The 22,549-nt window shown below is 72.6% G+C and carries 21 protein-coding genes and 1 riboswitch; of the genes, 17 read left to right on the forward strand and 4 right to left on the reverse strand.

The features are described from left to right. Positions 1-2: 2 nt before the first annotated feature. The 4 genes from ACFY6S_RS20620 (at position 3) to ACFY6S_RS20635 (ending at position 3,563) form a co-directional block, all read left to right on the forward strand. The gene (locus ACFY6S_RS20620; RefSeq protein ID WP_388819686.1) at positions 3-776 is read left to right on the forward strand and encodes a hypothetical protein; all 774 of its coding nucleotides are present in this window, start codon (positions 3-5) and stop codon (positions 774-776) included. Beyond that, positions 731-1,648, forward strand: coding sequence for a hypothetical protein (locus ACFY6S_RS20625; RefSeq protein WP_388819688.1), 918 nt, complete (start codon positions 731-733; stop codon positions 1,646-1,648). The genes ACFY6S_RS20620 and ACFY6S_RS20625 overlap by 46 nt, the downstream gene beginning before the upstream one ends. Positions 1,649-1,881: 233 nt before the next feature. Then, positions 1,882-2,523 carry an ATP-dependent Clp protease proteolytic subunit gene (locus ACFY6S_RS20630; protein ID WP_388819691.1) on the forward strand — a complete coding sequence of 214 codons (642 nt, stop codon included), beginning with the start codon at positions 1,882-1,884 and terminating at the stop codon, positions 2,521-2,523. Between the two features lie 358 nt (positions 2,524-2,881). After that, positions 2,882-3,085: riboswitch (cyclic di-AMP (ydaO/yuaA leader) on the forward strand. Positions 3,086-3,089: 4 nt separating this feature from the next. After that, complete coding sequence (locus ACFY6S_RS20635) at positions 3,090-3,563, forward strand: C40 family peptidase (protein ID WP_388819694.1); 474 nt, start codon at positions 3,090-3,092, stop codon at positions 3,561-3,563. 86 nt (positions 3,564-3,649) lie between these two features. On the opposite strand, the gene ACFY6S_RS20640 is transcribed toward ACFY6S_RS20635, so the two are convergent. Continuing rightward, positions 3,650-4,105 carry an ATP-binding protein gene (locus tag ACFY6S_RS20640; RefSeq protein WP_388819696.1) on the reverse strand — a complete coding sequence of 152 codons (456 nt, stop codon included), beginning with the start codon at positions 4,103-4,105 and terminating at the stop codon, positions 3,650-3,652. Positions 4,106-4,556: 451 nt separating this feature from the next. Further along, positions 4,557-5,699, reverse strand: a complete 1,143-nt coding sequence (locus ACFY6S_RS20645) for an 8-amino-7-oxononanoate synthase (RefSeq protein ID WP_388819699.1) — start codon at positions 5,697-5,699, stop codon at positions 4,557-4,559. Between the two features lie 208 nt (positions 5,700-5,907). Between ACFY6S_RS20645 and bioB the strand changes: the two genes are divergently transcribed. The 11 genes from bioB to ACFY6S_RS20700 all read left to right on the forward strand — a co-directional run bounded on the left by bioB (position 5,908) and on the right by ACFY6S_RS20700 (position 17,726). Next, positions 5,908-7,101, forward strand: a complete 1,194-nt coding sequence (gene bioB / locus ACFY6S_RS20650; protein WP_388819702.1) for a biotin synthase BioB — start codon at positions 5,908-5,910, stop codon at positions 7,099-7,101. After that, the gene (locus ACFY6S_RS20655; protein ID WP_388819705.1) at positions 7,094-8,452 is read left to right on the forward strand and encodes an adenosylmethionine--8-amino-7-oxononanoate transaminase; all 1,359 of its coding nucleotides are present in this window, start codon (positions 7,094-7,096) and stop codon (positions 8,450-8,452) included. The genes bioB and ACFY6S_RS20655 overlap by 8 nt, the downstream gene beginning before the upstream one ends. A gap of 1 nt (position 8,453) precedes the next feature. Continuing rightward, positions 8,454-9,182 carry a dethiobiotin synthase gene (gene bioD / locus ACFY6S_RS20660; RefSeq protein ID WP_388819707.1) on the forward strand — a complete coding sequence of 243 codons (729 nt, stop codon included), beginning with the start codon at positions 8,454-8,456 and terminating at the stop codon, positions 9,180-9,182. A 426-nt stretch (positions 9,183-9,608) separates the two neighbouring features. After that, positions 9,609-10,037, forward strand: coding sequence for a GNAT family N-acetyltransferase (locus tag ACFY6S_RS20665; protein ID WP_388819710.1), 429 nt, complete (start codon positions 9,609-9,611; stop codon positions 10,035-10,037). Between the two features lie 192 nt (positions 10,038-10,229). Then, entirely contained in the window at positions 10,230-11,627 is a 1,398-nt protein-coding gene (locus ACFY6S_RS20670) for a hemolysin family protein (protein ID WP_388819713.1), read from the forward strand. Beyond that, complete coding sequence (locus ACFY6S_RS20675) at positions 11,627-12,640, forward strand: hemolysin family protein (protein ID WP_388819861.1); 1,014 nt, start codon at positions 11,627-11,629, stop codon at positions 12,638-12,640. The genes ACFY6S_RS20670 and ACFY6S_RS20675 overlap by 1 nt, the downstream gene beginning before the upstream one ends. A 138-nt stretch (positions 12,641-12,778) precedes the next feature. Beyond that, entirely contained in the window at positions 12,779-13,621 is an 843-nt protein-coding gene (locus ACFY6S_RS20680; RefSeq protein ID WP_388819716.1) for an SGNH/GDSL hydrolase family protein, read from the forward strand. 59 nt (positions 13,622-13,680) lie between these two features. Continuing rightward, positions 13,681-15,114, forward strand: coding sequence for an adenylosuccinate lyase (gene purB / locus ACFY6S_RS20685; protein ID WP_388819718.1), 1,434 nt, complete (start codon positions 13,681-13,683; stop codon positions 15,112-15,114). A 19-nt stretch (positions 15,115-15,133) separates the two neighbouring features. After that, on the forward strand, positions 15,134-15,679 hold the full coding sequence (gene mug, locus ACFY6S_RS20690) for a G/U mismatch-specific DNA glycosylase (RefSeq protein ID WP_388819721.1): 546 nt from the start codon (positions 15,134-15,136) through the stop codon (positions 15,677-15,679). Between the two features lie 34 nt (positions 15,680-15,713). Beyond that, the gene (locus ACFY6S_RS20695) at positions 15,714-16,634 is read left to right on the forward strand and encodes a LacI family DNA-binding transcriptional regulator (protein ID WP_388819724.1); all 921 of its coding nucleotides are present in this window, start codon (positions 15,714-15,716) and stop codon (positions 16,632-16,634) included. Between the two features lie 450 nt (positions 16,635-17,084). Then, positions 17,085-17,726 carry an MFS transporter gene (locus ACFY6S_RS20700; RefSeq protein WP_388819727.1) on the forward strand — a complete coding sequence of 214 codons (642 nt, stop codon included), beginning with the start codon at positions 17,085-17,087 and terminating at the stop codon, positions 17,724-17,726. Between the two features lie 102 nt (positions 17,727-17,828). On the opposite strand, the gene ACFY6S_RS20705 is transcribed toward ACFY6S_RS20700, so the two are convergent. Then, positions 17,829-18,251: a hypothetical protein gene (locus tag ACFY6S_RS20705; RefSeq protein ID WP_388819729.1), complete on the reverse strand. Its 423-nt coding sequence runs from the start codon at positions 18,249-18,251 to the stop codon at positions 17,829-17,831. Positions 18,252-18,394: 143 nt separating this feature from the next. Here ACFY6S_RS20705 and ACFY6S_RS20710 point away from each other — a divergent pair, with 143 nt between their 5' ends. Then, entirely contained in the window at positions 18,395-19,552 is a 1,158-nt protein-coding gene (locus tag ACFY6S_RS20710; protein WP_388819732.1) for an ROK family protein, read from the forward strand. 231 nt (positions 19,553-19,783) lie between these two features. Here ACFY6S_RS20710 and ACFY6S_RS20715 read toward each other — a convergent pair whose 3' ends face one another. Further along, positions 19,784-20,548, reverse strand: a complete 765-nt coding sequence (locus tag ACFY6S_RS20715) for a GntR family transcriptional regulator (protein WP_388819735.1) — start codon at positions 20,546-20,548, stop codon at positions 19,784-19,786. A 382-nt stretch (positions 20,549-20,930) separates the two neighbouring features. Between ACFY6S_RS20715 and ACFY6S_RS20720 the strand changes: the two genes are divergently transcribed. Beyond that, positions 20,931-22,547: an alkaline phosphatase D family protein gene (locus ACFY6S_RS20720; protein ID WP_388819738.1), complete on the forward strand. Its 1,617-nt coding sequence runs from the start codon at positions 20,931-20,933 to the stop codon at positions 22,545-22,547. Positions 22,548-22,549: the final 2 nt, after the last annotated feature.

A 22,549-nucleotide genomic window follows, 5' to 3' on the forward strand; every position in this document is an offset into this window, starting at 1 on the left:
CCGTGGCCATCACGAAGATCGAAGAGGACATCACCGCGCTCTGGGCCCGGCTCAACCCTGTCGCCGGCTACACCTCGGGGCGGGCGGCCGACATCAAGAGCCTGTTCCTCCCCACCGAGAAGGAGGTACAGGACGCCAACACGGCGATCGGCTCCCTGAAGAAGCGGACGGGTGAGATCACGGACCCCGGCCTCAAGACGACCGCCGACAAGCAACTGGATCTCCTCGCCACCCAACTCGCCTACCCCCAGCCCGGCATGGGCGTACAGGACTGCGGCGACGGGGCCTTCTACATCACGCTGCTCCACGGCAGACCCTTCTCCCGGCCCTCGCCGGAACCTTGGCTCCAGGGGTTCCTCGGCAGCGCCGCCCAGAAGATCGCCCTCGAAACCGAACGGCTCATGCCGCTGTCGCTCCAGGGCACGCCCCGTCAGCAGTGCCTCTCCGCGGCGGCCTACTGCCGGGAGACCATGGCCATCCTCAAGAAACAGTTCCCGACAGCGGACATCACCGAAGTCGACAGTCACCTCACCGCCTTCGAGAAGGTGGTGTCGGCACCCGGCCTGGGCTCCGACGACTTCGGCGTCATGTTCCAGGCACTGCGCGAGACCACCACGAGCCCGGTCTACACCGAGGGTTACCCCCCCCCCAACTCATCACCGATCTCTACGACTTCGCCCCGAGCGCGTCCGACCTGGACCTCACCGCCACGGCCTGGCTCGAACGGGACATGCCCGTCGTCGAGGAGCTGGCCGCCGAACTGGCCGTCCTGTTGAGGATCCCACACGACAGCACGGTGGGCGAGGTCTGGGAAGCGGCCGGCACCAAGTGGGCGGTTCCGGCGGACCGCTTCACAGAGACATATGAACGGGTCGCCAAAGCGTGCAACGACTACGCCCGCAACCACCTGGTGGAGGTTCCCGCGGACGACACGCTCCTGTTGGACGCCACCCCGGCGTACATGACCTCGGTGATCACCGGCGGCCAGGACATCGCGGTCGACTATCTGACCAATAGCCCCAGAGCCTGCCTCTACATCACCCAGGGCAAGGCGACCTCTCTCCTCACCCTGATCAACATCCTGGTTCACGAGTACTCACACGGCATCAACTTCGTCCTCTCCGCCGAAAGGGCGGCCTCCCCGCTGCTCAATCTCGCCGGCCCGATGCAGGTTCCGCTCACCGAGGGCCAGGCGTTCTGGCGCGAGTGGGAGTACTGGCACGCGGCAGCCGATCTGTTCGGCCGCAAGGACCTGGACGCCTCCCAGCAGGCGTATCTGAAGCTGTACGGCGCCACCCCCGCCGCCCAGGCCCAGGCCATCCGCGCGGCGCAGTTCGAGACGTACATCTGGCGCGTCGTGCGCCACCTGCGCGCCATGTGCGACGTCCAGGTCAACATGGGCTGGCGTACCGTCGTGGACTTCCTCGACTGGGCAGCGGAGCGCACCGGACTGTCCAAGGAGTTCCTCTTCGGCGAGTGCTTCACCTTCCTCGCCCAGCCCGGATACGCCCCCGCCTACGGGATCGACGGCATGCGGTACGGGGAACTCCAGCGGAAGTCCGCCAAGACGCAGCACGACTTCAACACCACGGCGTCCGGCATGGGCTTCTACCCCTGGACCCAGTGCGTCACCCGGCTGAGCGCGTAGCCGGCCCCGCGCCGCACCGACCCGGGTAGCGGCGCCGCGCTTGCCGCCCACCGTGGCGCGGACCACCGGCCCCACTCCGGATCGACACCGTCGGCCTGGAGTGGGGCCCCTTTCGTCCCCGGTACGCCACCGGGTCTCTCCTCGGTACACCATCAGGTCACTCTGTACGTCCTGTACATTTTCTACGGACGCGTCCGCCCGTGGAGACCCGCGCACCGAGGAGAGGTATGCCCATGAACAGCCCTTCGGCCCGTTACGTCCTGCCCGAGTTCACCGAGCGGACGGCCAACGGGAGCCGGACGCTCGACCCGTACTCCAGACTCTTCGCGGACCGGATCATCTTCCTCGGCACCGCCGTCGACGAGACCGCGGCGAACGACGTGATCGCTCAGTTCGTCCACCTCGAATACGACGCGCCCGACCAGGACATCCGGGTCTACATCAACTCGCCCGGCGGTTCGGTCGACGCCCTGTCCGCGATCTACGACACCATGCAGCTCGTCACCTGCGACGTGGAGACGACCTGTCTCGGGCAGGCCGCCTCGACCGCCGCCGTCCTGGTGGCCGCCGGGACGCCGGGAAAGCGCATGGCCCTGCCGGGCGCCCGGTTCGTGCTGCGCCAGCCGAGGGCCGAGGAGCCCCTGCGCGGCCAGCCGTCCGATCTGGAGATCCAGGCCCGGGAAATGCTGCGTCAGCGCTCCCTGCTGACCTCGATGCTGACGCGGCACACCGGGCAGGGCGCGGACCGGATCGCGGACGCCGTCGAACGGGACACCATCCTCGACGCGCCGGGAGCCAGGGCGTTCGGGCTGATCGACCACGTGATCGAGAGCCGGAAGACCTCCGCGCGCCGGCTCGGTTCCGTCGGCGGGTGAGGAGCGGAAGCGGTGCGGCGGGAGCGTGGCGGGGGTGAAACGCCGTGGGCTGTTCCCGTACGGGCGCGTCCATATGAGAAACCCTCACCCGTTCAACGTATGAACTGCTGACACATTTCGGAGGAGTCGAGTTGCGCGCTGCGGCCGGTCCGCTATGGCGCGGCCCTGATGCCCCGCAGGCGCGGACCTCATCGGGCGTCAGGAACCCGGTAGGAAAAACCCCTTCGCCACTCCTATGGATCAGCCGTGAGGAAGTTCACATATCGTCGTTTCAGCTCGGAAATCGGCGCGCTCCTGGGTCAAGATCCCTGGGACGACAAGCCCCCGCCACCCCCGGCGGGGCGATCCGGGCGGACGCCGAGTCCTGCCGCCGTTCCGGGTGTCTGAGTCGACAGAGTGGATCGGCAGGAGTGGAGGACCCGAGCAGTACGGGACGACGCCAGTCGTGGTCGTCCCTTGGGGTGAAGCCGCGGGAACTGTCTCCGACAGGGCTCAGCGGCCGGGCAACTTCGCCAGCCCGAACCCGACAGGTCATCCTTCACAGGCGGCTGACGAAGGGTTGCGCAATGTCCGCGCAGACATATGTCCCGTCTTTGTTGTCCAGGACCGGCGCGGTATCGGTCCTCACGCTCGCCGCTGTCGGCGGCACGATGCTCGTACCGGGCGCGGCGCCCGAGGCCGAGGCGGCGACGCACGCCGTCAAGGCGCTCAAAGTCGCCGCGTCGAAGAAGGGCTCACCGTACAAATGGGGGGCCACAGGACCGTACCGGTTCGACTGCTCGGGGCTGACGGTCTATTCGTTCAAGAAGGCCGGCAAGAAGCTCCCGCGCACCGCGCAGCAGCAGTACAACAGGACGCGGCACATCTCGTCCTCGAAGCGGCGCAAGGGAGACCTGGTGTTCTTCCACTCGGGCAGAAACGTGTACCACGTCGGGATCTACGCGGGCCGAGGAAAGATCTGGCACTCCCCGAAGTCCGGCTCCCGGGTGCGGCTGGAGAAGATCTGGTCCAGGAGCGCCTGGTACGGACGGGTGAACTGAACCGGCCCCGGTCGTGACTCGCGGGCCGGGCGCGGACAAGCGGTGATCAGTGGCGGGACCGGCCAGGCGCCGGCCGGTCCCGCCGGTCAGCCACCGCGCACCTGGACGGCCGCGGCCGTCCCCGCCACCGTCCAGGGCAGCGCGATCCAGACGGTCTTGCCGCCCTCCGGGGTCGGTGTGACGGAGAGCCGTCCGCCGTACTCGGCGGCCAGCGAGCGGACGATGACCATCCCCCGGCCGTTGTCCTGCTGCACGGCCGCCGGCAGCCGCTGCGGCCAGCGCGGATGGCTGTCGGTCACACCGATGCGCAGTCGCTCCTCGCGCTCCAGCCTGATCTCCACGGTGAACGTGGGCGACTGGCCGAGGGTGTGCTGCACGGCGTTGGTGGCGAGTTCCGAGACGATCAGCCGTACCGTGTCGGCCGTCTCCGCGCGGGCGGGCAGCCCCCACTCCGTCAGGAGATCGGCGACATATCTTCGGGCCGTCGGTACCGAGGCGGGATCACTCGGCAGGGTGATGGATGCTTCCTGATGGTCTGCCATGACGATGCCGTCCCTTTCCACACCGGACCGCACGACGACACAGAGCGGATGACTGCGCGGACGGCCTCGGACTGTGCTTCGCGACAGCCTGCCACTGATCGCGTCCTTCCCCGTACCGTTCCACAGAGATCCGCATATATCTGTCGCTCAATGCGGTGAACTCTGCGACGGGAGACCGTATTCGGCTACCGCGTCGACGATTTCGCTTCCCGCCGCCACCGGCGCGCGACGGGAAGAGAGAGGAAGAGACGGGACGACGGGCGGAGGGCGGATACGGCCGTGCGGCATATTCCACGGGTGCTGTCGTCCACGGGCGGCGGTTATGCCGGGCTCGCCGGGCCTTTCCTTCTCTTCTCGATTCCGAACAGCAATGATCCGGATTCACCGTTCTCGACCAGGTGGCGAAGGGGCTCTCCGGAACGGAGTGGGATTTCGAGGTGCAGGCGGGACGTCAGCGCGGGGCTGTCGCGACGACCGTGCGGACCGCCGTGTCGATCTGGCCCGCCGTCAGGTCGGCGCGTGCGGTCAGCCTGATCCGGGAGATGCCGTCCGGCACCGACGGGGGCCGGAAACACCCCACGGCGAGCCCGGCCGCGCGGCAGTCGGCGGCCCAGCGCACAGCCGCCTCCGGTGACGGTGCCCGTACGGAGACCACGGCGGCGTCCGGCCGTACGGCGGTCAGCCCCGCGTCGGTGAGCCGCCGGTGCAGCTCGCGGGCGACCTCGCGCGCCCGGCCGGCCCTGGCCGGTTCCCGGCGCAGCAGCCGCAGGCTCTCCAGTGCGCCGCCCACGGCCGCGGGCGCGAGCCCGGTGTCGAAGATGAACGTACGGGCGGCGTTGACCAGATGGTCGACGACCCGGGCCGGGCCGAGCACCGCGCCCCCCTGGCTGCCCAGGGACTTCGAGAGCGTGAGGGTGGCGACCACGCCGTCGGCGCCGGCGAGTCCCGCGGCGTCGAGCGTGCCCCGGCCGCCGTCGCCGAGCACGCCGAGGCCGTGCGCGTCGTCGACGAGCAGCGCGGCTCCGCCCGTACGGCAGACCCCGGCCAGCTCCGTCAGCGGAGCGGCGTCGCCGTCCACCGAGAACACCGCGTCGGTGACCACCAGTGCCCGCCGGCCGGGGTGCGCGTCGAGCGCCTTGGCGACGGCGTCGGGGCGCGCGTGCGGGACGACGACGGTCTCGGCGCGCGAGAGCCGGCAGCCGTCCACGATCGAGGCGTGGTTGCCCGCGTCGGAGACGAGCAGCCCGTCGCGGGCGGTGAGCGCGGTGAGCGCGGCGAGGTTGGCGGCGTATCCGGAGGAGAGGACGAGGGCGGCCTCGAATCCGCAGAACCCGGCCAGCTCGCGCTCCAGTTCGGCGTGCAGATCGGTGCTGCCGGTGACCAGCCGGGACCCGGTGGCCCCCGCGCCCCAGCGGCGCGCGGCGTCCGCCGCCGCCCCGGTGACGGCCGGGTGCCTGGCGAGGCCCAGATAGTCGTTGCTCGCCAGGTCGAGCAGGTCCTGGCCGGCCGGGCGCGGCCGGAGCGTGCGGACCAGTCCCGCCCCCGCACGGCGCCGCGCCTCGTCGTCGGTCCAGTCGAAGGGGTCCTGCTTCACGGTTCCGGGCCTCCGGCGGGCGTCAGTGGGGCGCTGCGTGCCCACCCGGGCGACATCCTTTTGTGGGCGAGCGTCCTTTTGTAGGCAGCGCACAGACTCTAACCGCGCCCCGAACAGGACAGGGTGTGGTGATACACACACCTCGATCCGAGGGTGTTGTGGGGTTCCTCCTTTGCCCCGGCGTCTCCGGTGGGAAAGGATCTGCCCCATGGACCTGCTGAACACCTTGGTGGAGAAGGGCCTGCGGCGCGAGCTGCCGACCCGCGAAGAAGCACTCGCCGTGCTGGCGACCTCCGACGACGAGCTGCTCGACGTGGTGGCCGCGGCCGGGAAGGTACGCCGGCAGTGGTTCGGGCGGCGGGTGAAGCTCAACTATCTGATCAATCTCAAGTCCGGGCTCTGCCCCGAGGACTGCTCGTACTGCTCGCAGCGGCTGGGGTCGAAGGCGGAGATCCTCAAGTACACGTGGCTGAAGCCCGACGAGGCGACCAAGGTCGCGGCCGCCGGTGTGGCGGGCGGCGCCAAGCGGGTCTGTCTGGTGGCGAGCGGACGGGGTCCGACGGACCGGGACATCGACCGGGTCTCGCGGACCATCGAGGCGATCAAGGAGCAGAACGAGGAGGTCGAGGTGTGCGCCTGCCTCGGTCTGCTGTCGAACGGCCAGGCGGAGCGGTTGCGGGCGGCGGGCGCCGACGCCTACAACCACAACCTCAACACCTCCGAGGGTACGTACGGGGACATCACCACGACCCACACCTACGCCGACCGGGTCGACACCGTGCGGCAGGCCCGCGACGGCGGGCTGTCCCCCTGCTCGGGCCTGATCGCCGGGATGGGCGAGAGCGACGCGGATCTGGTCGACGTGGTCTTCGCGCTGCGGCAGCTGGACCCCGACTCGGTGCCGGTCAACTTCCTGATCCCGATGGAGGGGACACCGCTGGCCGCGGAGTGGAACCTCACCCCGCAGCGCTGTCTGCGCATCCTGGCGATGACGCGGTTCGTCTGCCCGGACGTGGAGGTCAGGCTCGCCGGCGGCCGCGAGGTGCATCTGCGCTCGATGCAGCCGCTCGCCCTGCACCTGGTCAACTCGATCTTCCTCGGTGACTACCTCACCAGCGAGGGCCAGGCGGGCCAGACGGACCTGGACATGATCGCGGACGCGGGATTCGAGGTGGAGGGCGCGGAGACGGCGACGCTGCCCGGGCACCGGGCGGGCGGCTGCGGGACGGAGTCCGGGTCCGGCCGCGGTCCGGCCGGGGCGGAGTCCGGCTGCGGGGGCGGCCCGGCCGCCGGTTCCGCGTCGCCCGCGCCCGCCAGCGGCGCCGAGGTCCTCGCCTCACGCCCGGGTCTGGTGTCGGTACGCCGCCGGGGCGCGGGCACCGATCTGGCGCCCAATGCCTGAGCTGCCCCGCCACGCGTCGGGGTCCGGGCCGGTTCTCGCCGCGACGCCGCGTCGGGAACCGGCGCGGCCCCTGGACCCCGCCGAACTGCTGTCCCTGGACCGGGCCCATGTCTGGCATCCGTACGGCCCCATGCCGGGCCGTACGGACCCGCTGGTCGTGGAGTCCGCCTCGGGCGTACGGCTGCGGCTGGCCGAACCGGCCCATGGCCAGCGCGAGTTGGTCGACGGCATGGCCTCCTGGTGGTCGGCGGTCCACGGCTACAACCACCCGGTGCTCAACGAGGCGGCGCACGGGCAGCTCGACCGGATGAGCCATGTGATGTTCGGCGGGCTCACCCACGAGCCCGCCGTCCGGCTCGCCGCCCGGCTGGTCGAGATCACCCCGGAACCGCTGCGTCATGTCTTCCTCGCCGACTCGGGCTCCGTCTCGGTCGAGGTCGCCGTCAAGATGTGTCTCCAGTACTGGCGTTCGCTCGGCCGGCCCGCCAAGCGGCGCCTGCTGACCTGGCGCGGCGGCTACCACGGCGACACCTGGCACCCGATGTCGGTGTGCGACCCGGAGGGCGGGATGCACGAGCTGTGGTCGGGCACGCTGCCGCGCCAGGTCTTCGCGGACGCCCCGCCCGCCGGGTACGACGAGACGTACGCGGCGGGACTGCGCGCGCTCGTCGCCGAACACGCCGACGAACTCGCCGCCGTCATCGTGGAGCCGGTGGTGCAGGGCGCGGGCGGGATGCGGTTCCACTCCCCCGCGTACCTGCGGGTCCTGCGCGAGGCGTGCGACGAGCACGGAGTGCTGCTGATCTTCGACGAGATCGCGACCGGGTTCGGTCGTACGGGCACGCTCTTCGCCGCCGAGCAGGGCGGCGTATCCCCCGATGTGATGTGTGTGGGAAAGGCGTTGACCGGCGGCTACCTCACCATGGCGGCGACGCTGTGCACCTCGGAGGTGGCCGACGGGATCTCACGCGGCGAGGTGCCGGTGCTGGCGCACGGACCGACGTTCATGGGCAATCCGCTGGCGGCCTCGGTCGCCCTCGCCTCGATCGACCTGCTGCTGGGCCAGGACTGGGCGGGAGAGGTCGAGCGGATCGGCGCGGGACTGAGCGCGGGCCTCGCGGAGGCGGTCGCGCTCCCCGGCGTACGGGAGGTACGGGTGCTGGGCGCCATCGGCGTCGTCCAGCTGGACCACGACGTGGACATGGCGGCGGCGACGCGGGCGGCGGTGCGCGAGGGCGTCTGGCTGCGGCCGTTCCGCGACCTCGTCTACACGATGCCGCCGTACGTCACCGGCGACGAGGACGTCGCCAGGATCTGCCGCGCGGTCGTCGCCGCGGCACGGGAGGGCTGACATGCCGGTGATCATCGTCTCCGGGACCGGTACGGAGATCGGCAAGACGGTCGTCACGGCCGCCGTCGCGGCGGCGGCGCTCGCCCGGGGCCGTACGGTCGCCGTACTCAAACCCGCCCAGACCGGCCTCGGGCCGGGCGAGCCGGGTGACGCGGCGGAGGTCGCGCGGCTGGCGGGGCGGGTGACAGCGGTCGAACTGGCCCGTTACCCCGATCCGTTGGCACCCGCGACGGCCGCCGGCCGGGCCGGCGCGGCGCCCGTCGGGCCGGACGAGGTGGCCGTCGCGGCGGAGAAGCTGGCCACCGAGCACGATCTGGTGCTGGTGGAGGGCTCGGGCGGGCTGCTCGTACGGTTCGACGAGAGCGGCGCCACCCTCGCGGACGCGGCCCGGCTGCTGGGGGCGCCGGTGCTGGTGGTCGCGCCCGCCGGGCTCGGCACCCTGAACGCGACCGCGCTCACGGCGGAGGCGTTGCGCGCGCGGTCGCTGACGCCGCTGGGCGTGGTGATCGGCGGCTGGCCGGCCGCGCCCGATCTGGCGGCGCGCTGCAATCTGGCCGATCTGCCGGTGGCGGCGGGCGCGCCGCTGCTGGGCGCGGTGCCGCAGGGGGCGGGCGCGCTGGCCCCGGAGGTGTTCCGGGCCCGGGCGGCCCGCTGGCTGGCGTCCGCGCTGGACGGCGGGTGGGACGCCGAGGCGTTCACCGCCCGGGAGGGGGCGGGCGCGGGCCGGTGATCCGCGCGGCGTGACGCGTGACTGGCCCGCGGCGGGGTGGGGACGGTCCCTGAGCCCGGCCCCGGGCGAGCGCCGCACCCGTGAGGAGCGTCCGTGCCACGACCCTTCCGATTCCGCGTGAACATGACGACACCCGCCCTCGGCGCGGCCTGGCGCGAGCGGTGCCGGCGGGCCGAGGGCCTCGGGTACGGAGTGATCCAGGTGCCGGACCAGCCGGGGACGGTCGCGCCGCTCCCCGCCCGACGGCCGCCGCGGAGGTGACCGAACGGGCGCGGGAGCGCCGGGAGCGGTTCGGCGTCAGTCCGCCGGCCGTACGGGGCCCGTTCATGGGGGAGTTCGCTCCGGTGATCGAGGAGTTGCGCCGCGGGTGACCACGGATCGAAATCCGGGTGCGGGCGCAGCTCGGGCCGTGGTGTGATCCCCGGCATGAACGACGTGAAGATACGCGCTGCCTCGTCCCTTGACCTCGACGCCGTACTGGCTTTCTGGACGGCCGCCGCCGAGGGGACGAGCATCACAGACGACCACGACGGCGTCGCACGGCTGGTGGACCGCGACCCGGAGGCGCTGATCCTGGCGGAGCGGGACGGTGTGCTCGTGGGCACGGTGATCGCGGGGTACGACGGATGGCGCTGCCATCTGTACCGGCTCGCGGTCCATCCGGACCACCGGCGTCTGGGCATCGGCAGCGCGCTGCTCGCGGCGGCCGAGGAGCGGTTCGTCCGGCTGGGCGGGCGGCGCGGTGACGCGATGGTGCTGGACCGCAACACGAGCGCGCATCACGCGTGGCGGGCGGCCGGGTACGGGCCGCAGCCGCAGTGGACGCGCTGGGCCAAGCCGCTCGACGCCGGCTGAGCCGTCCGTCCCGACGCGTCGCGGGCCGCCCCGGAGCGCGGGGCGGCCGGTTACGGTGAAGGGTCATCCGCTGTCGACCGAAAGGCGTGAGCTTCCGCCCATGGGCGCGCTTCCCCGACGCATCCGTACGACGCGCGCCCGACATCGCGCGCTCCTCCTCCCGGTGACGGACCATGGGACGGAGGTGAACCGATGACCGAAGTGCTTCTGCTGCTGGTGGCGGTGTTGCTGGCGCTGCTGTGCGGGGCCTTCGTCGCGGCGGAGTTCTCCTTGACGACCGTCGAGCGCGGGGAGCTGGAGCGGGCCGCCGAGCGGGGCGAGCGGGGTGCGGCGGGCGCGCTGAAGGCCGTACGGAGCCTCACCTTCCAGCTCTCCGGCGCCCAACTGGGGATCACCGTGACCAATCTGGTCGTCGGCATGCTCGCGGAGCCGTCCGTCGCCAAGCTGATCAGGGGCCCGGTGGAGGCGGTGGGGCTCTCGCCCTCGGTGGCGTCCTCGGTCGCGCTGGTCATCGGTACGGCCCTGTCGACGGTGGTGCTGATGGTCGTGGGCGAGCTGGTCCCGAAGAACTGGGCGATCTCCTCGCCGCTGGCCGTCGCCAAGGTGGTGGCCACCCCGCAGCGGTACTTCACCACTGTCTTCCGGCCGTTCATCGGCCATCTCAACAACACGGCCAACCGTGTCGTGCGCGGCTTCGGCCTGGAGCCCACCGAGGAGCTGGCCTCCGCGCGCGGTCCGCAGGAGCTGGCCGCGCTGGCCCGGCACTCGGCGCGTGAGGGCGCGCTGGAGGCGGACACCGCCGAGCTGTTCGTCCGGACGCTGAGTCTGTCCGCGCTGACGGCGGAGAACGTGATGACCCCCCGGGTCCGCGTGATGGCTCTCGACATCCGGGCCACGGCGGAGGACGTCGCCAACGCCACCCGCGCCTCCGGCCTCTCCCGCTTCCCCGTCTACCGGGGGAACCTGGACTCGGTCGTGGGTGTCGTGCACATCAAGGACGTCCTGGCGGTGCCCGCCGGGCAGCGGCTCCGGCACCCGGTGGACAGGCTGCTGCGGGAACCGCTGCGGGTGCCCGCCTCGCTGACGGTGGACACCCTGCTGGACCGCCTGTCGGGCCGGGCCCGGATGGCCGTCGTGATCGACGAGTACGGCGGTACGGCCGGAGTGGTGACGCTGGAGGACATCGTCGAGGAGGTCGTCGGTCAGGTGCGGGACGAGCACGATCCGCACGAGACCTCCGATCTGGCACCGGTCGGCGAGGACGCGGAGGGCCGGGCCCTGTGGTCGGCGGACGGCGCCGCGCGCGCCGATCAACTGCTGGCGATGGGGCTGCGGATGCCGGAGGGGCCGTACGAGACTCTCGCCGGGCTCGTCGCCACGGAGCTGGGCAGGCTGCCCGTCGAGGGCGACCGGCTGACCCTGGACGGCTGGGGCATCGAGGTCGTGGATGTCACCAGGCGGCGGGCGGCGCGGCTGCTGCTGCGCGCGCCCCTCCCGCGGGACGGGGAGGACGACGGTGATCCGGGCGGCTCGCGCGCGGCGCGTGACTCCCGTTCCGGCCGTACCGACGACTCCGGGGAGGCCCGATGATCACCGCGCTCCAGCTGTTCGCCGGGCTGCTGACGCTGGTCGTCAACGCCTTCTTCGTCGCGTCGGAGTTCGCGCTGATCTCCGTGCGCCGCAGCCAGATCGAGCCGGAGGCGGAGGCCGGGGACCGGCGGGCGCGCAGTGTCCTCTGGGGGCTCGAACACGTGTCGGCGCTGCTGGCGGCGGCGCAGCTGGGCATCACCCTGTGCACGCTGGTGCTGGGGATCGTCGCCGAGCCCGCCATCGCCCACCTTCTGGAGCCCGCCTTCGCCGCGGTCGGAATGCCGGACGGTCTGGTGCACCCGCTCTCGTTCGTGATCGCGCTGACCGTGGCCACGTATCTGCACATGCTGCTGGGCGAGATGGTGCCGAAGAACGTCGCGCTGGCCGGTCCGGTGCGCGCCGCGCTGCTGCTCGGGCCGCCGCTGGTGGGGCTGGCCCGCGCGCTGCGCCCGGTCATCTTCACCGTCAACGCCTTCGCGAGCGGGCTGCTGCGGCTGCTCCGGGTGGAGACCAGGGACGAGGTGTCGGCGACGTCCTCCGACGACGAACTGGCCCGGATGGTCACGGACGCGGGCCATGCCGGGCTGCTGGACGACCGCGCCACCGCGCGGCTGCACGACGCGCTGGAGCTGGGACGCCGTCCGGTGCGCGATGTGGTGATGCCGCTGGAGCGGGTGGTGACGGCGCGGCTGGGCGTGACCCCGGAGGCGCTGGAGAACCTGGCCGCCGAGACCGGCTTCTCGCGGTTCCCGGTGGTGGACCCCGCCCGCCGGATCCTGGGCTACCTCCATGTGAAGGACGCGCTGGACGCGGCGCCGCGCGACGAGCCGTTCCCGGTCTCCGGGATGCGGCGGATCGCGCGGGTGCGGGCGGCGACGCCGCTGGACGACGTACTGACCGCGATGCGGCGCAGCCGTACCCATCTGGCGGCGGTGCTGGACGACGACGGGCGGCTGGCGGGGCTGGTCACGATGGAGGACGTGCTGCGGGAGCTGGTGGGGCGGCACACGTAGGTCCTGCCGTCCGGGCGCGCGGGGCGCGTCGTGGCGTGCGGGGGCCCGCCGTTCGGACCTGCCCGGCCCGCCTGCCGGCGTTCGCGGCGGGCCCTCCCGGAGAGCGGGCGCATACCGACCGGTACGATCGACCGCGCCATGGAGACGCGCACCGAATACACCAGTTTCGTCGCCCTGGGTGACTCCTTCACCGAGGGCATGTCCGACCGTCTGCCCGACGGCTCCTACCGGGGCTGGGCCGATCTGCTCGCGGCGCGGCTCGCCGCCCGTACCCCCGGTTTCCGCTACGCGAATCTGGCCGTGCGCGGCAAGCTCATCGGCCAGATCGTCGAGGAGCAGGTCGACATCGCGGCGGCGATGGCGCCGGACGTGGTGACGCTGGTCGGCGGGCTCAACGACACCCTGCGGCCCAAGGTCGACATGGGCCGGGTGCGCGCGCTGCTCACGGAGGCCGTGGAGCGGCTCGCCCCGGCGTGCGGGCAGCTCGTGCTGATGCGCAGCCCCGGCCGGAACGGCCCGGTGATGGACCGCTTCCGGCCGCGCATGGAGGAGCTGTTCACGGTCGTCGACGAGCTGGCGGCGGCGCACGGCGCGCTGGTGGTGGATCTGTACGGGGCGCCGGTCCTCGGCGACCAGCGGATGTGGGACATGGACCGGCTGCATCTGACGGCCGAGGGTCACCGCCGGGTGGCCGAGGCGGTCTGGCAGACGCTGGGGCTGGACGCGGCGGAGGACTGGCGGGCCCGGCTGCCGGCCGCCGAGGCCGCGCGGTGGGCCGCACGGCGCACGAGCGACGCGCGGTTCGCCCGGCAGCACCTCGGGCCGTGGGTGATGCGCCGTCTCACCGGGCGCTCCTCGGGGGACGGCCGGGCGGCGAAGCGCCCCGAGCTGCTGCCGTACGGGGACACCGCGCCGGCCGACGGCACGTCGGCCGCCGGACACGGGAAGTCCGCCCGGGACGGCGCCGGCGGGCTCTCGTAGCAACCTACGAACAAGGCCGCGGCGCCCACCTGCGCGAACCGCCAGTAGAATCACCTCACGTGACTGCCAAGCCGCGTATCCCCAATGTCCTTGCCGGCCGCTACGCCTCGGCGGAGCTGGCCGTGCTGTGGTCCCCCGAGCAGAAGGTCAGGCTGGAGCGTCAGCTGTGGCTGGCCGTGCTGCGGGCGCAGCGGGACCTGGGCATCGAGGTGCCCGAGGCAGCGCTCGGCGACTACGAGCGCGTGCTCGACCAGGTCGATCTGGCCTCGATCGCCGAGCGCGAGAAGGTCACCCGGCACGATGTGAAGGCGCGGATCGAGGAGTTCAACGCCCTCGCCGGCCATGAGCAGGTCCACAAGGGCATGACCTCGCGGGACCTGACGGAGAACGTCGAGCAGCTCCAGATCAGGCTTTCCCTGGAGCTGATGCGCGACCGCACGGTGGCGGTGCTGGCCCGGCTCGGGAAGCTGTCCGGCGAGTACGGCGAGCTGGTCATGGCCGGCCGGTCGCACAATGTCGCCGCGCAGGCCACCACCCTCGGCAAGCGGTTCGCGACGGCCGCCGACGAGCTGCTCGTGGCGTACGGGCGGCTGGAGGACCTCCTCGGCCGCTATCCGCTGCGCGGCATCAAGGGCCCGGTGGGCACCGCGCAGGACATGCTCGATCTGCTGGGCGGTGACACCGCGAAGCTGGCCGAGCTGGAGCGGCGGATCGCGGGCCACCTCGGCTTCGCGCAGGCGTTCACCTCGGTGGGCCAGGTCTATCCGCGCTCGCTCGACTACGACGTGGTGACCGCGCTGGTGCAGCTGGCGGCGGCGCCGTCGTCGGTCGCGAAGACGGTCCGGCTGATGGCCGGGCACGAGCTGGTCACCGAGGGCTTCAAGCCCGGCCAGGTCGGCTCGTCCGCGATGCCGCACAAGATGAACACGCGCTCCTGCGAGCGGGTCAACGGCCTCATGGTGATCCTGCGCGGATACGCGTCGATGACCGGTGAGCTGGCGGGCGACCAGTGGAACGAGGGCGACGTGTCCTGCTCGGTGGTCCGCCGGGTGGCGCTGCCCGACGCGTTCTTCGCGCTCGACGGTCTGCTGGAGACGTTCCTGACGGTGCTGGACGAGTTCGGCGCGTTCCCCGCGGTGGTGGCGCGTGAGCTGGACCGTTATCTGCCGTTCCTCGCGACGACGAAGGTGCTGATGGGCGCCGTACGCGCCGGGGTGGGGCGCGAGGCCGCGCACGAGGTCATCAAGGAGCACGCCGTCGCCTCGGCGCTCGCGATGCGCGAGCGGGGGGCCGAGCGTAACGAGCTGCTGGACCGGCTGGCGGCGGACGACCGGATGCCGCTGGACCGCGGTGAGCTGGACGCGCTGATGGCGGACAAGCTGTCCTTCACGGGCGCGGCGGAGGACCAGATCGCGACCGTCGTCGGCCGGATCGACGAGATCGTGAAGCAGCGCCCCGAGGCGGCGGGCTACACGCCGGGGTCCATCCTGTGACGGCCGGAGCGTTCCGCGCATGACCCCCGAGGAACTCGAAGCCGCCCGCGACCGCGTCCTGTCCGACGTGGTCGCGGGCGGCTTGCGTGTGTTGTTCTGCGGTATCAATCCGGGCCTGATGTCGGCGGCGACGGGCCACCACTTCGCGCGCCCCGGCAACCGCTTCTGGCCGGTGCTGCACCTGTCCGGCTTCACTCCGCGCCTGCTGCGGCCGTCCGAGCAGGAGGAGTTGCTGACGTACGGCCTCGGTATCACCAACGTGGTGGCGCGGGCGTCGGCCCGGGCCGACGAGCTGAGCGCCGAGGAGTTCCGCGCGGGCGGGCGGATCCTGGCGGCGAAGGTGGAGCGGCTGCGGCCGGCGTGGCTCGCGGTGGTCGGGATCACCGCGTACCGGACGGCCTTCGACGAGAAGCGGGCGGTCGTCGGGCCGCAGGAGCGGACGATCGGCGGGACGCGGATCTGGGCGTTGCCCAATCCGAGCGGACTCAACGCGCACTGGACGGCGGCGACGATGGCCGAGGAGTTCGGGCGGCTGCGGGAAGCGGCGGGCGTTCCGGCCGCGTAGGCGCCGCGGGGCCGTGGGTCCGTGGGTCCGTGGCGTGTCGGTGGGTGTTTCCGGGCGGTGGGTGTTCCGGGGTGGTGGCCCGCCCGCCGAGGGCGAGAGCGCGACCGTCGCCGTGGTCGTGCCCGTTATCGCCAATCCGGTGTTCGGGGCGTTCGTGAAGTCCGCCCGGGGCGAGGGGTGGCACCGCCGGCAGACCGTCGTCCTCGCGGACACCGACCTCAACCCGGACCGTGAGCGCGAGGTGATCGCCCATCTGCGCGACCGGGTGGACGGGCCGATCGTGTGTTCGCCCCGGCTGGGGGCGGCGGAGCTGCTCGACGTCTACGGGCGCCCGCCCGTCGTCCTGGTCAACCGCGAGACCGCCGGCGCGGACTGTGTGATCGCCGACGCCGCGCACGGCATGCGGCAGACCATCGAGTATCTGGCCGCGCTCGGCCACCGGCGGATCGCCTACGTCCAGGGCGCGCGGCGCTCCTGGTCCAACGGGCACCGGGTCGAGCTGATCCGCGCCGAGACCGAACGGTCCTCCCTGGAGCTGGAGTTGCTCGGCCGGCAGGCCGAGACGGTGGCGGGCGGCACCGCGGCCGCCGCCAGTGTGATGGCCTCGGGCGCGTCCGCCGTGATCACGCACAACGATCCGATGGCGCTCGGGGTGATCGCCGGAGCACGGGCGCTCGGACTCCGTGTCCCGGACGATCTCAGTGTCGTCGGCGTCGACGGCATCCCGTTCGCCGAGGTGTCGCAGCCGTCCCCGACGAGCATCGCCGTACCGATGGCCGAGGCCGGCGCGCTCAGTCTCGACCTGCTGGGCCAGGTCCTGGCGGGCGAGCGGTCCACCCCGCGCCTGCTGCGGCTGGCGACCCAGCTGATCGTGCGCGGATCGAACGGCCCGGCCACCCACCACACCTCGTGGCGGGCCACCGCCGCGGACCGACCGATGAAGGACGCGTCATGACGACCGACGCCACCCCGGGCGACCCGAGCGGGCACACCGCCGACCGACGGCTCACCGTCGTGGTCGCCGACTCCAACCTGGCACCGCCGCGTACCGAGTTCGAGGCCGCGCTCCCCGCCGGGACGCCGGTCCGCTGGCCGGACGTCCGGGACGACGCCGCCGTCACGGCGGCCCTCGCCGACGCCGATGTCCTCGTCTCCGGGCAGTGCACCGCCGCCATGGCCGCCGCCGCGCCGCGCCTGCGGCTGGTGCACGCGGCCGGCGCCGGTACGGAGAGGATCGACACGGCCGCGCTGGCGCCCGGCACGCTCGTCGCCGACACCTTCCACCACGAGAACTCCATGGCCGAGGACGCGATCTCCGCCGCGATCCTGCCGCGCCGGGGTTTCTGCGCCGGCACGCCGCGAGACGGCGGCCAGGGGTCGCAGGGGAAGGCTGTCCTCCCTCGTCATGACCGGCGCTGCGCTGGGCACCGCGCTGGGCGCGGTCGTGTGGATCCTCGCGCAGCGGCTGTCCGACGACGCGCTGATGACCTGGGGCCGGCGGCTGGTCTTCGGCAGCGGTCTGGTCGTGACGGTCGCCGCCATGGTCATCCGGCGCAAGCTCAACGAGAGCCCGGTCTTCCAGGAGCTGAAGGAGAAGCGGGAACGGCCCGCCTCTCCGGTGAAGGACGTGCTCGCGCAGGGCCGCAGGCCCATGCTCCTGGTCCTCTTCATGAACTGGGGCATCAGCACGCAGTCGTGCACCTACCAGGTCTTCATGGCCTCCTATCCGGTGACGACGGTGGGCGTGGACAAGAAGTTCGTACCGGAGGTGCTGCTGCTGGGCGCGGTCTGCGGCGGGATCGCGGCGGTCGGCTTCGGGACCCTCTCCGACCGCTTCGGCCGCAAACCGGTCTGCACCACGATCCTCGGTGCGCTGGTGCTGCTGCCGGTGCCGACCTTCGTCGCGCTGAACTCCGGGTCGAAGGTCGCCCCGGAGACACGAGACCGCGATCTCAACCTGCCGTACGACGCCACCGATCCGGGCGCGGCCCGTGCCCGGCAGGAAGGGACGGTGACCGGGGGCCGGTTGGAGAAAGTGGGCGACTGACCCGGCGCGGCGGGCGCGTGAACGCCCGTCCCGCCGAGGGCGGGCCCCGAGGCGGGTCCGGCTCGGAGCGCCGTCCGCCCGCAGGGCGTTACGGGACAGCCCTCAGGGAGGGTCGGTGTCCGTGACGGCGGCGATCAGCCGGCATCCCGGACCGTCCGCACCTCCCGCGCCGTCCACCGGGCCTGCCGCCAGCCCCACCGCGAGCCAGCGGCCCTCGGTCCACCACAGGTGGAGCCGGAGAGGGCCGCTGCTCAGCTCCCGCCAGGGCTCGGGTATCTCCTCGCCCCCGGTGATCCGGGCCTGGAGGCTCCAGAGGCTCAGGAAGTCGGGCTCGCCCAGCCGGACGGTCAGGAGGTCGACCAGCGCGGTGTGCTCCGCGCCGCACTGCTCCGGGTCCGCTCCCCCGGCCAGCTCCACCAGGTGGTATCCGGGCCCGCCGGTACCCGTCCCGGTGGGGCCGCGCACCGCCGGGAAGGCGGCGGCGCGCAGCAGATCGATGACGGCGAGGTGCCGTGCGGTGGTCATGGGTCCAGTAAAGCGCCGGCCACCGACAACTGGCCGCCCGTCAGCCGTGCGCGGGAGACAGGGGCCGGTACGCGCACCCTCGCAGCGCCGTCGGGCACCGAGTACGATCCGCCTCACGAGCGTGCGAGCTGGGAGGACATACCGTGGGGCGGCTGACCGGCGGAGACCCTTCCCTGCTGCGGCGGATCAACTCCGCCGTGGTGCTGCACGCCCTGCGGGACGCGGGCCCCCTCACGCTCACGGACCTGACCCGGCTCACCGGGCTTTCCCGGCCGACGGTCGAGGGTGTGGTGGAGGGGCTCACCGAAGCGTGTCTGGTGGCCGAGGCCGCTCCCGAGGAGGGTGAGGCCCGCAAACAGGGCCGTCCGGCGCGACGGTTCAGATTCCGGGCCGAGGCGGGGCACCTGCTCGGCGTCGAGATCGGTTCGCGCCGGGTGGCCGCGCTGATCTCCGGGCTGGACGGCAGGATCGTCGGCGCCGGGTCGCGGGAGGTCACCAAGACCGCCGGCGCGGACGAACGGCTCGAACAGGTCAGGATGGTCGTCGCCGACGTGCTGGAGGGGGCCGGGGTGGCCCACAGCGCCCTGCGGGCCGTCGGCGTCGGCAGCCCCGGCATCGTGGAGGCCGACGGGACCGTACGGCTGGGCACCGCGCTGCCGCAGTGGACGGGGCTCGCCCTCGGCGAGCGGCTGCGCCGTTCGTTCAGCTGCCCGGTGCTGGTGGAGAACGACGCCAACGCGGCGGCGGTGGCGGAGCAGTGGAAGGGAGCCGCGACCGACTCGGACGACGTGGTCTTCGTCCTGGCCGGGCTGAGTCCCGGGGCCGGCGCCCTGATCGGCGGGCGGCTGCACCGGGGGTTCGGCGGCGCCGCCGGTGAGATCGGCGCGCTGCACCTGCTGGGGCGGGGAGTCACCCCGGAGAAGCTGCTCTCGACGACGGACGAACCGCTGCCCCCGCTCGACGAGCAGGCCGTGGCCGATGTCTTCGCCCGTGCCAAGGAGGGCGACGCCCGGGCGACACGAGCCGTCGAGAGGTTCATCGAACGGCTGACGCGCGACGTGGCGGCGCTGGTGCTGGCGCTGGATCCGGAGCTGGTGGTGATCGGCGGCTGGGCGGCCGGGCTGGACGGCGTCCTCGACCCGTTGCGCCACGAGCTGGCGCGTTTCTGTCTGCGCCCGCCCCGGGTGGCGCTGTCGCTGCTCGGCGAGGCGGCGGTGGCGACGGGGGCGCTGAGGCTCGCCCTGGACCATGTGGAGGAGCAGCTGTTCGCGGTGGAGGGCACGGTGACGGCCCGCCGCTGACGCTCACCGTCGGCGGGGCGGGCAGGCCGCCGCCGAAGGGTGGGGGTGCGGGGCTGCCCGCCGCGTGGGAACAGCGGCCGAGGCCGACCTCGGCGGGCGGAGAGCCCTCACCGTACGAAAGGGCCTTGGGAAAGGGCCCCCTGCGGAAGGCCCGTACGAAAGCACGCACCAGAGGTCCGTCCGCGAGGTCTGTCCGCGACCGGGCCGCGTCACCCCGCGCCGGGCGGCGCGTCAGGAGGCGCGGCGTTCCTGCGGCTGCTCGCTGATCTCCAGATCGCCCGACTCGCCGAAGGTGAGGCGGCAGGTGTCCGCGCGGTACGTGGCCACCGAGACGGCGGCGATACGGCCGGCCACCACGTAGCGCGTCGTGACCACCAGGACCGGGGCGCCCGGCAGCCTGTCCAGTTCCTTGGCGTCGTCCGCTCGCGCTGAACCCAGCTCCACGGCGCGGTCCTGGCCGTCCAGCGCCAGTCGCTGGAGCTCGCGCAGCACACCGCGTGCGCGGGAAGGTCCGGAGGGCACGTCGATGGCCGACAGCTCGGGCACCGAGGCGGACGGTACGTAGATCAGCTCGGCGGCCACCGACTGGCCGTGGCTCACCCGGACCCGGCGGACGGTGTGGACGGCCTCGCCGGCCCCCGTCTCCAGCAGGCGGGCCACCGGGGCGGGCGCGGGCGCCGGATGGCAGTCGCGCGGCTGCCAGGCGTCCTGGTCGGCGCCCGGCCACGCGTGCGCCGCGGTCGAGACGTCCACGCCCAGGCGCGGCGGCGCGACGGTCGTGCCGACACCCCGGCGGCGCTGGAGCCGGCCTTCGAGTTCCAGCTGTTCGAGTGCCTGCCTGAGCGTGGCGCGGGCGACGCCGAACCGGGCGGCGAGTTCACGCTCGTTCGGCAGGATCTCACCCACCGCGAACTCGGTGTCGAGCGCTTCGGCGAGCACGGTCCTCAGATGCCAGTACTTGGGCTCCGGCACCGTTCCCAGCTGCGTGGTCCCCACCCTGATCCTCCGCAATCGCCGTCTACCGGCGGGTATTCCGTGCCCTTGTTTATTAAAGGTTCCTGCACTAAAAACCGACGATAGGACCACCCCGGTCGTTGGTCAAGACCAATCCTGCGCGGGTTGCGGAGAGAAACGGTGCCCGAACGCGGGTGTTCACAGGACTTTCGTACGCGCGTGGTCCGCGCTCCACCGTGGAGCGGCGCGCTCGATGCCCCGCGGCGGCGCCCTCGCCCCGTCTCCGCGTCACCACGCCCGCGGCGGCGTGCCGCGCCGGGGCGCGGGCGGCCCGTTGTTCATGTGCGGTTCGCCCTCCGGCCGTCGCCGGGCGCTAGGCATGACGGACACCCATGGCGTCCCGATCTGCCCAGGAGACACACCGATGTCGCAAGGCCCCGTGAACACCCCCGCTCCCCGCTCCCCCGCCGGTGGCTCCCCCGGCCGCCGCAGTGTGCTGCGCGGTTCCCTCGCCGCCTCGGCGGCACTGGCGCTGCCCGGCGGCGCGCTGGTCGCCGCCGCCGCGCCCGCGCAGGCGCTGTCCGGGCGGCCACGCGCGGCCTGGGGGGTGCAGGCGGGCGATGTGACCTCGTCGTCGGGGCTGGTGTGGGTACGGTCGGACCGGCCGGCCCGGATGGTCGTGGAGACCTCGGCCACCTCCTCGTTCCGCCGCTCCCGGCACTGGCACGGACCGCTGCTGGGCGCCGGTACGGACTTCACCGGTACCGTCCCGCTGCGCGGGCTGCCCGCCGGTGAGCAGGTGCACTACCGGGTGACGCTGGCCGACCCGGACGACCCGCGCCGGACCGGCGAGCCGGTGTACGGGACCTTCCGCACGGCGCCCGACAGGCGCCGCCAGGACGTGCGGTTCGTGTGGTCGGGCGATATCGCGGGCCAGGGCTGGGGCATCAACCCGGACCTCGGCGGCTTCCGCGTCTACGACGAGATGCGCCGGCTGAACCCGGACTTCTTCCTGTCCAGCGGTGACAACATCTACGCGGACGGGGTGATCGAGCCGTCCGTGACCCTGCCCGACGGGCGGATCTGGCGCAACATCACCACGGAGGAGAAGGCCAAGGTCGCGGAGACCCTCGCCGAGTACCGGGGCAACTTCCGCTACAACCTGCTCGACGCGAACGTACGGCGCTTCAACTCCGAGGTCCCCTCGATCACCCAGTGGGACGACCACGAGGTGCGCAACAACTGGTATCCGGGGCAGATCCTGGACGACGACCGGTACACCGAGAAGAACATCGACGTGCTGGCCGCCCGCGCCGGCCGGGCGTTCCGCGAGTACTTCCCCATCTCCACGCTCCACACGCGCGGACAGGACCGGCGGGTCCACCGGGTGATCGGCCACGGCCCGCTGCTCGACGTGTTCGTGCTGGACATGCGTACGTTCCGGAACGCCAACTCGCCCGGCAGGCAGACCGACGACACCACCGGCATCATGGGCGCCGAGCAGCTCCGCTGGCTCAAGCGCGAGCTGTCGGCGTCGCGCGCGGTGTGGAAGGTGATCGCCGCCGACATGCCGCTCGGGCTGGTCGTGCCGGACGGTACGACGGACTTCGAGGCGGTCGCGCAGGGCGACCCGGGCGCCCCGCTGGGCCGCGAACTCCAGATCGCCGAGCTGCTCCGGTACATCAAGCACCGGCGGATCACCGGCACGCTGTGGCTCACGGCGGACGTCCACCACACCTCGGCGCAGCACTACACGCCGGAGCGCGCGGCCTTCAAGGACTTCGCGCCGTTCTGGGAGTTCGTCACCGGGCCCATCGCGGCGGGGCAGTTCCCCGCCAGCGAGCTGGACGGCACCTTCGGCCCGGACCGGGTCTTCGTGAAGGCGCCCAAGGGGTCGAACCTCTCCCCGATGGAGACCCCTCCCCTCTTCGGCGAGGTGGCCATCGACGGCGGCAGCGGCGAACTGACGGTCCGGCTGCGGGAGCAGGGCGGGACGGTGCTGTTCACCAAGGTGCTCCAGCCGGGCAGGGTCGGCCAGTAGCG

The sequence above is a fragment of the Streptomyces sp. NPDC012835 genome, from assembly GCF_042900885.1.
In the GTDB taxonomy this organism is placed as follows: domain Bacteria; phylum Actinomycetota; class Actinomycetes; order Streptomycetales; family Streptomycetaceae; genus Streptomyces.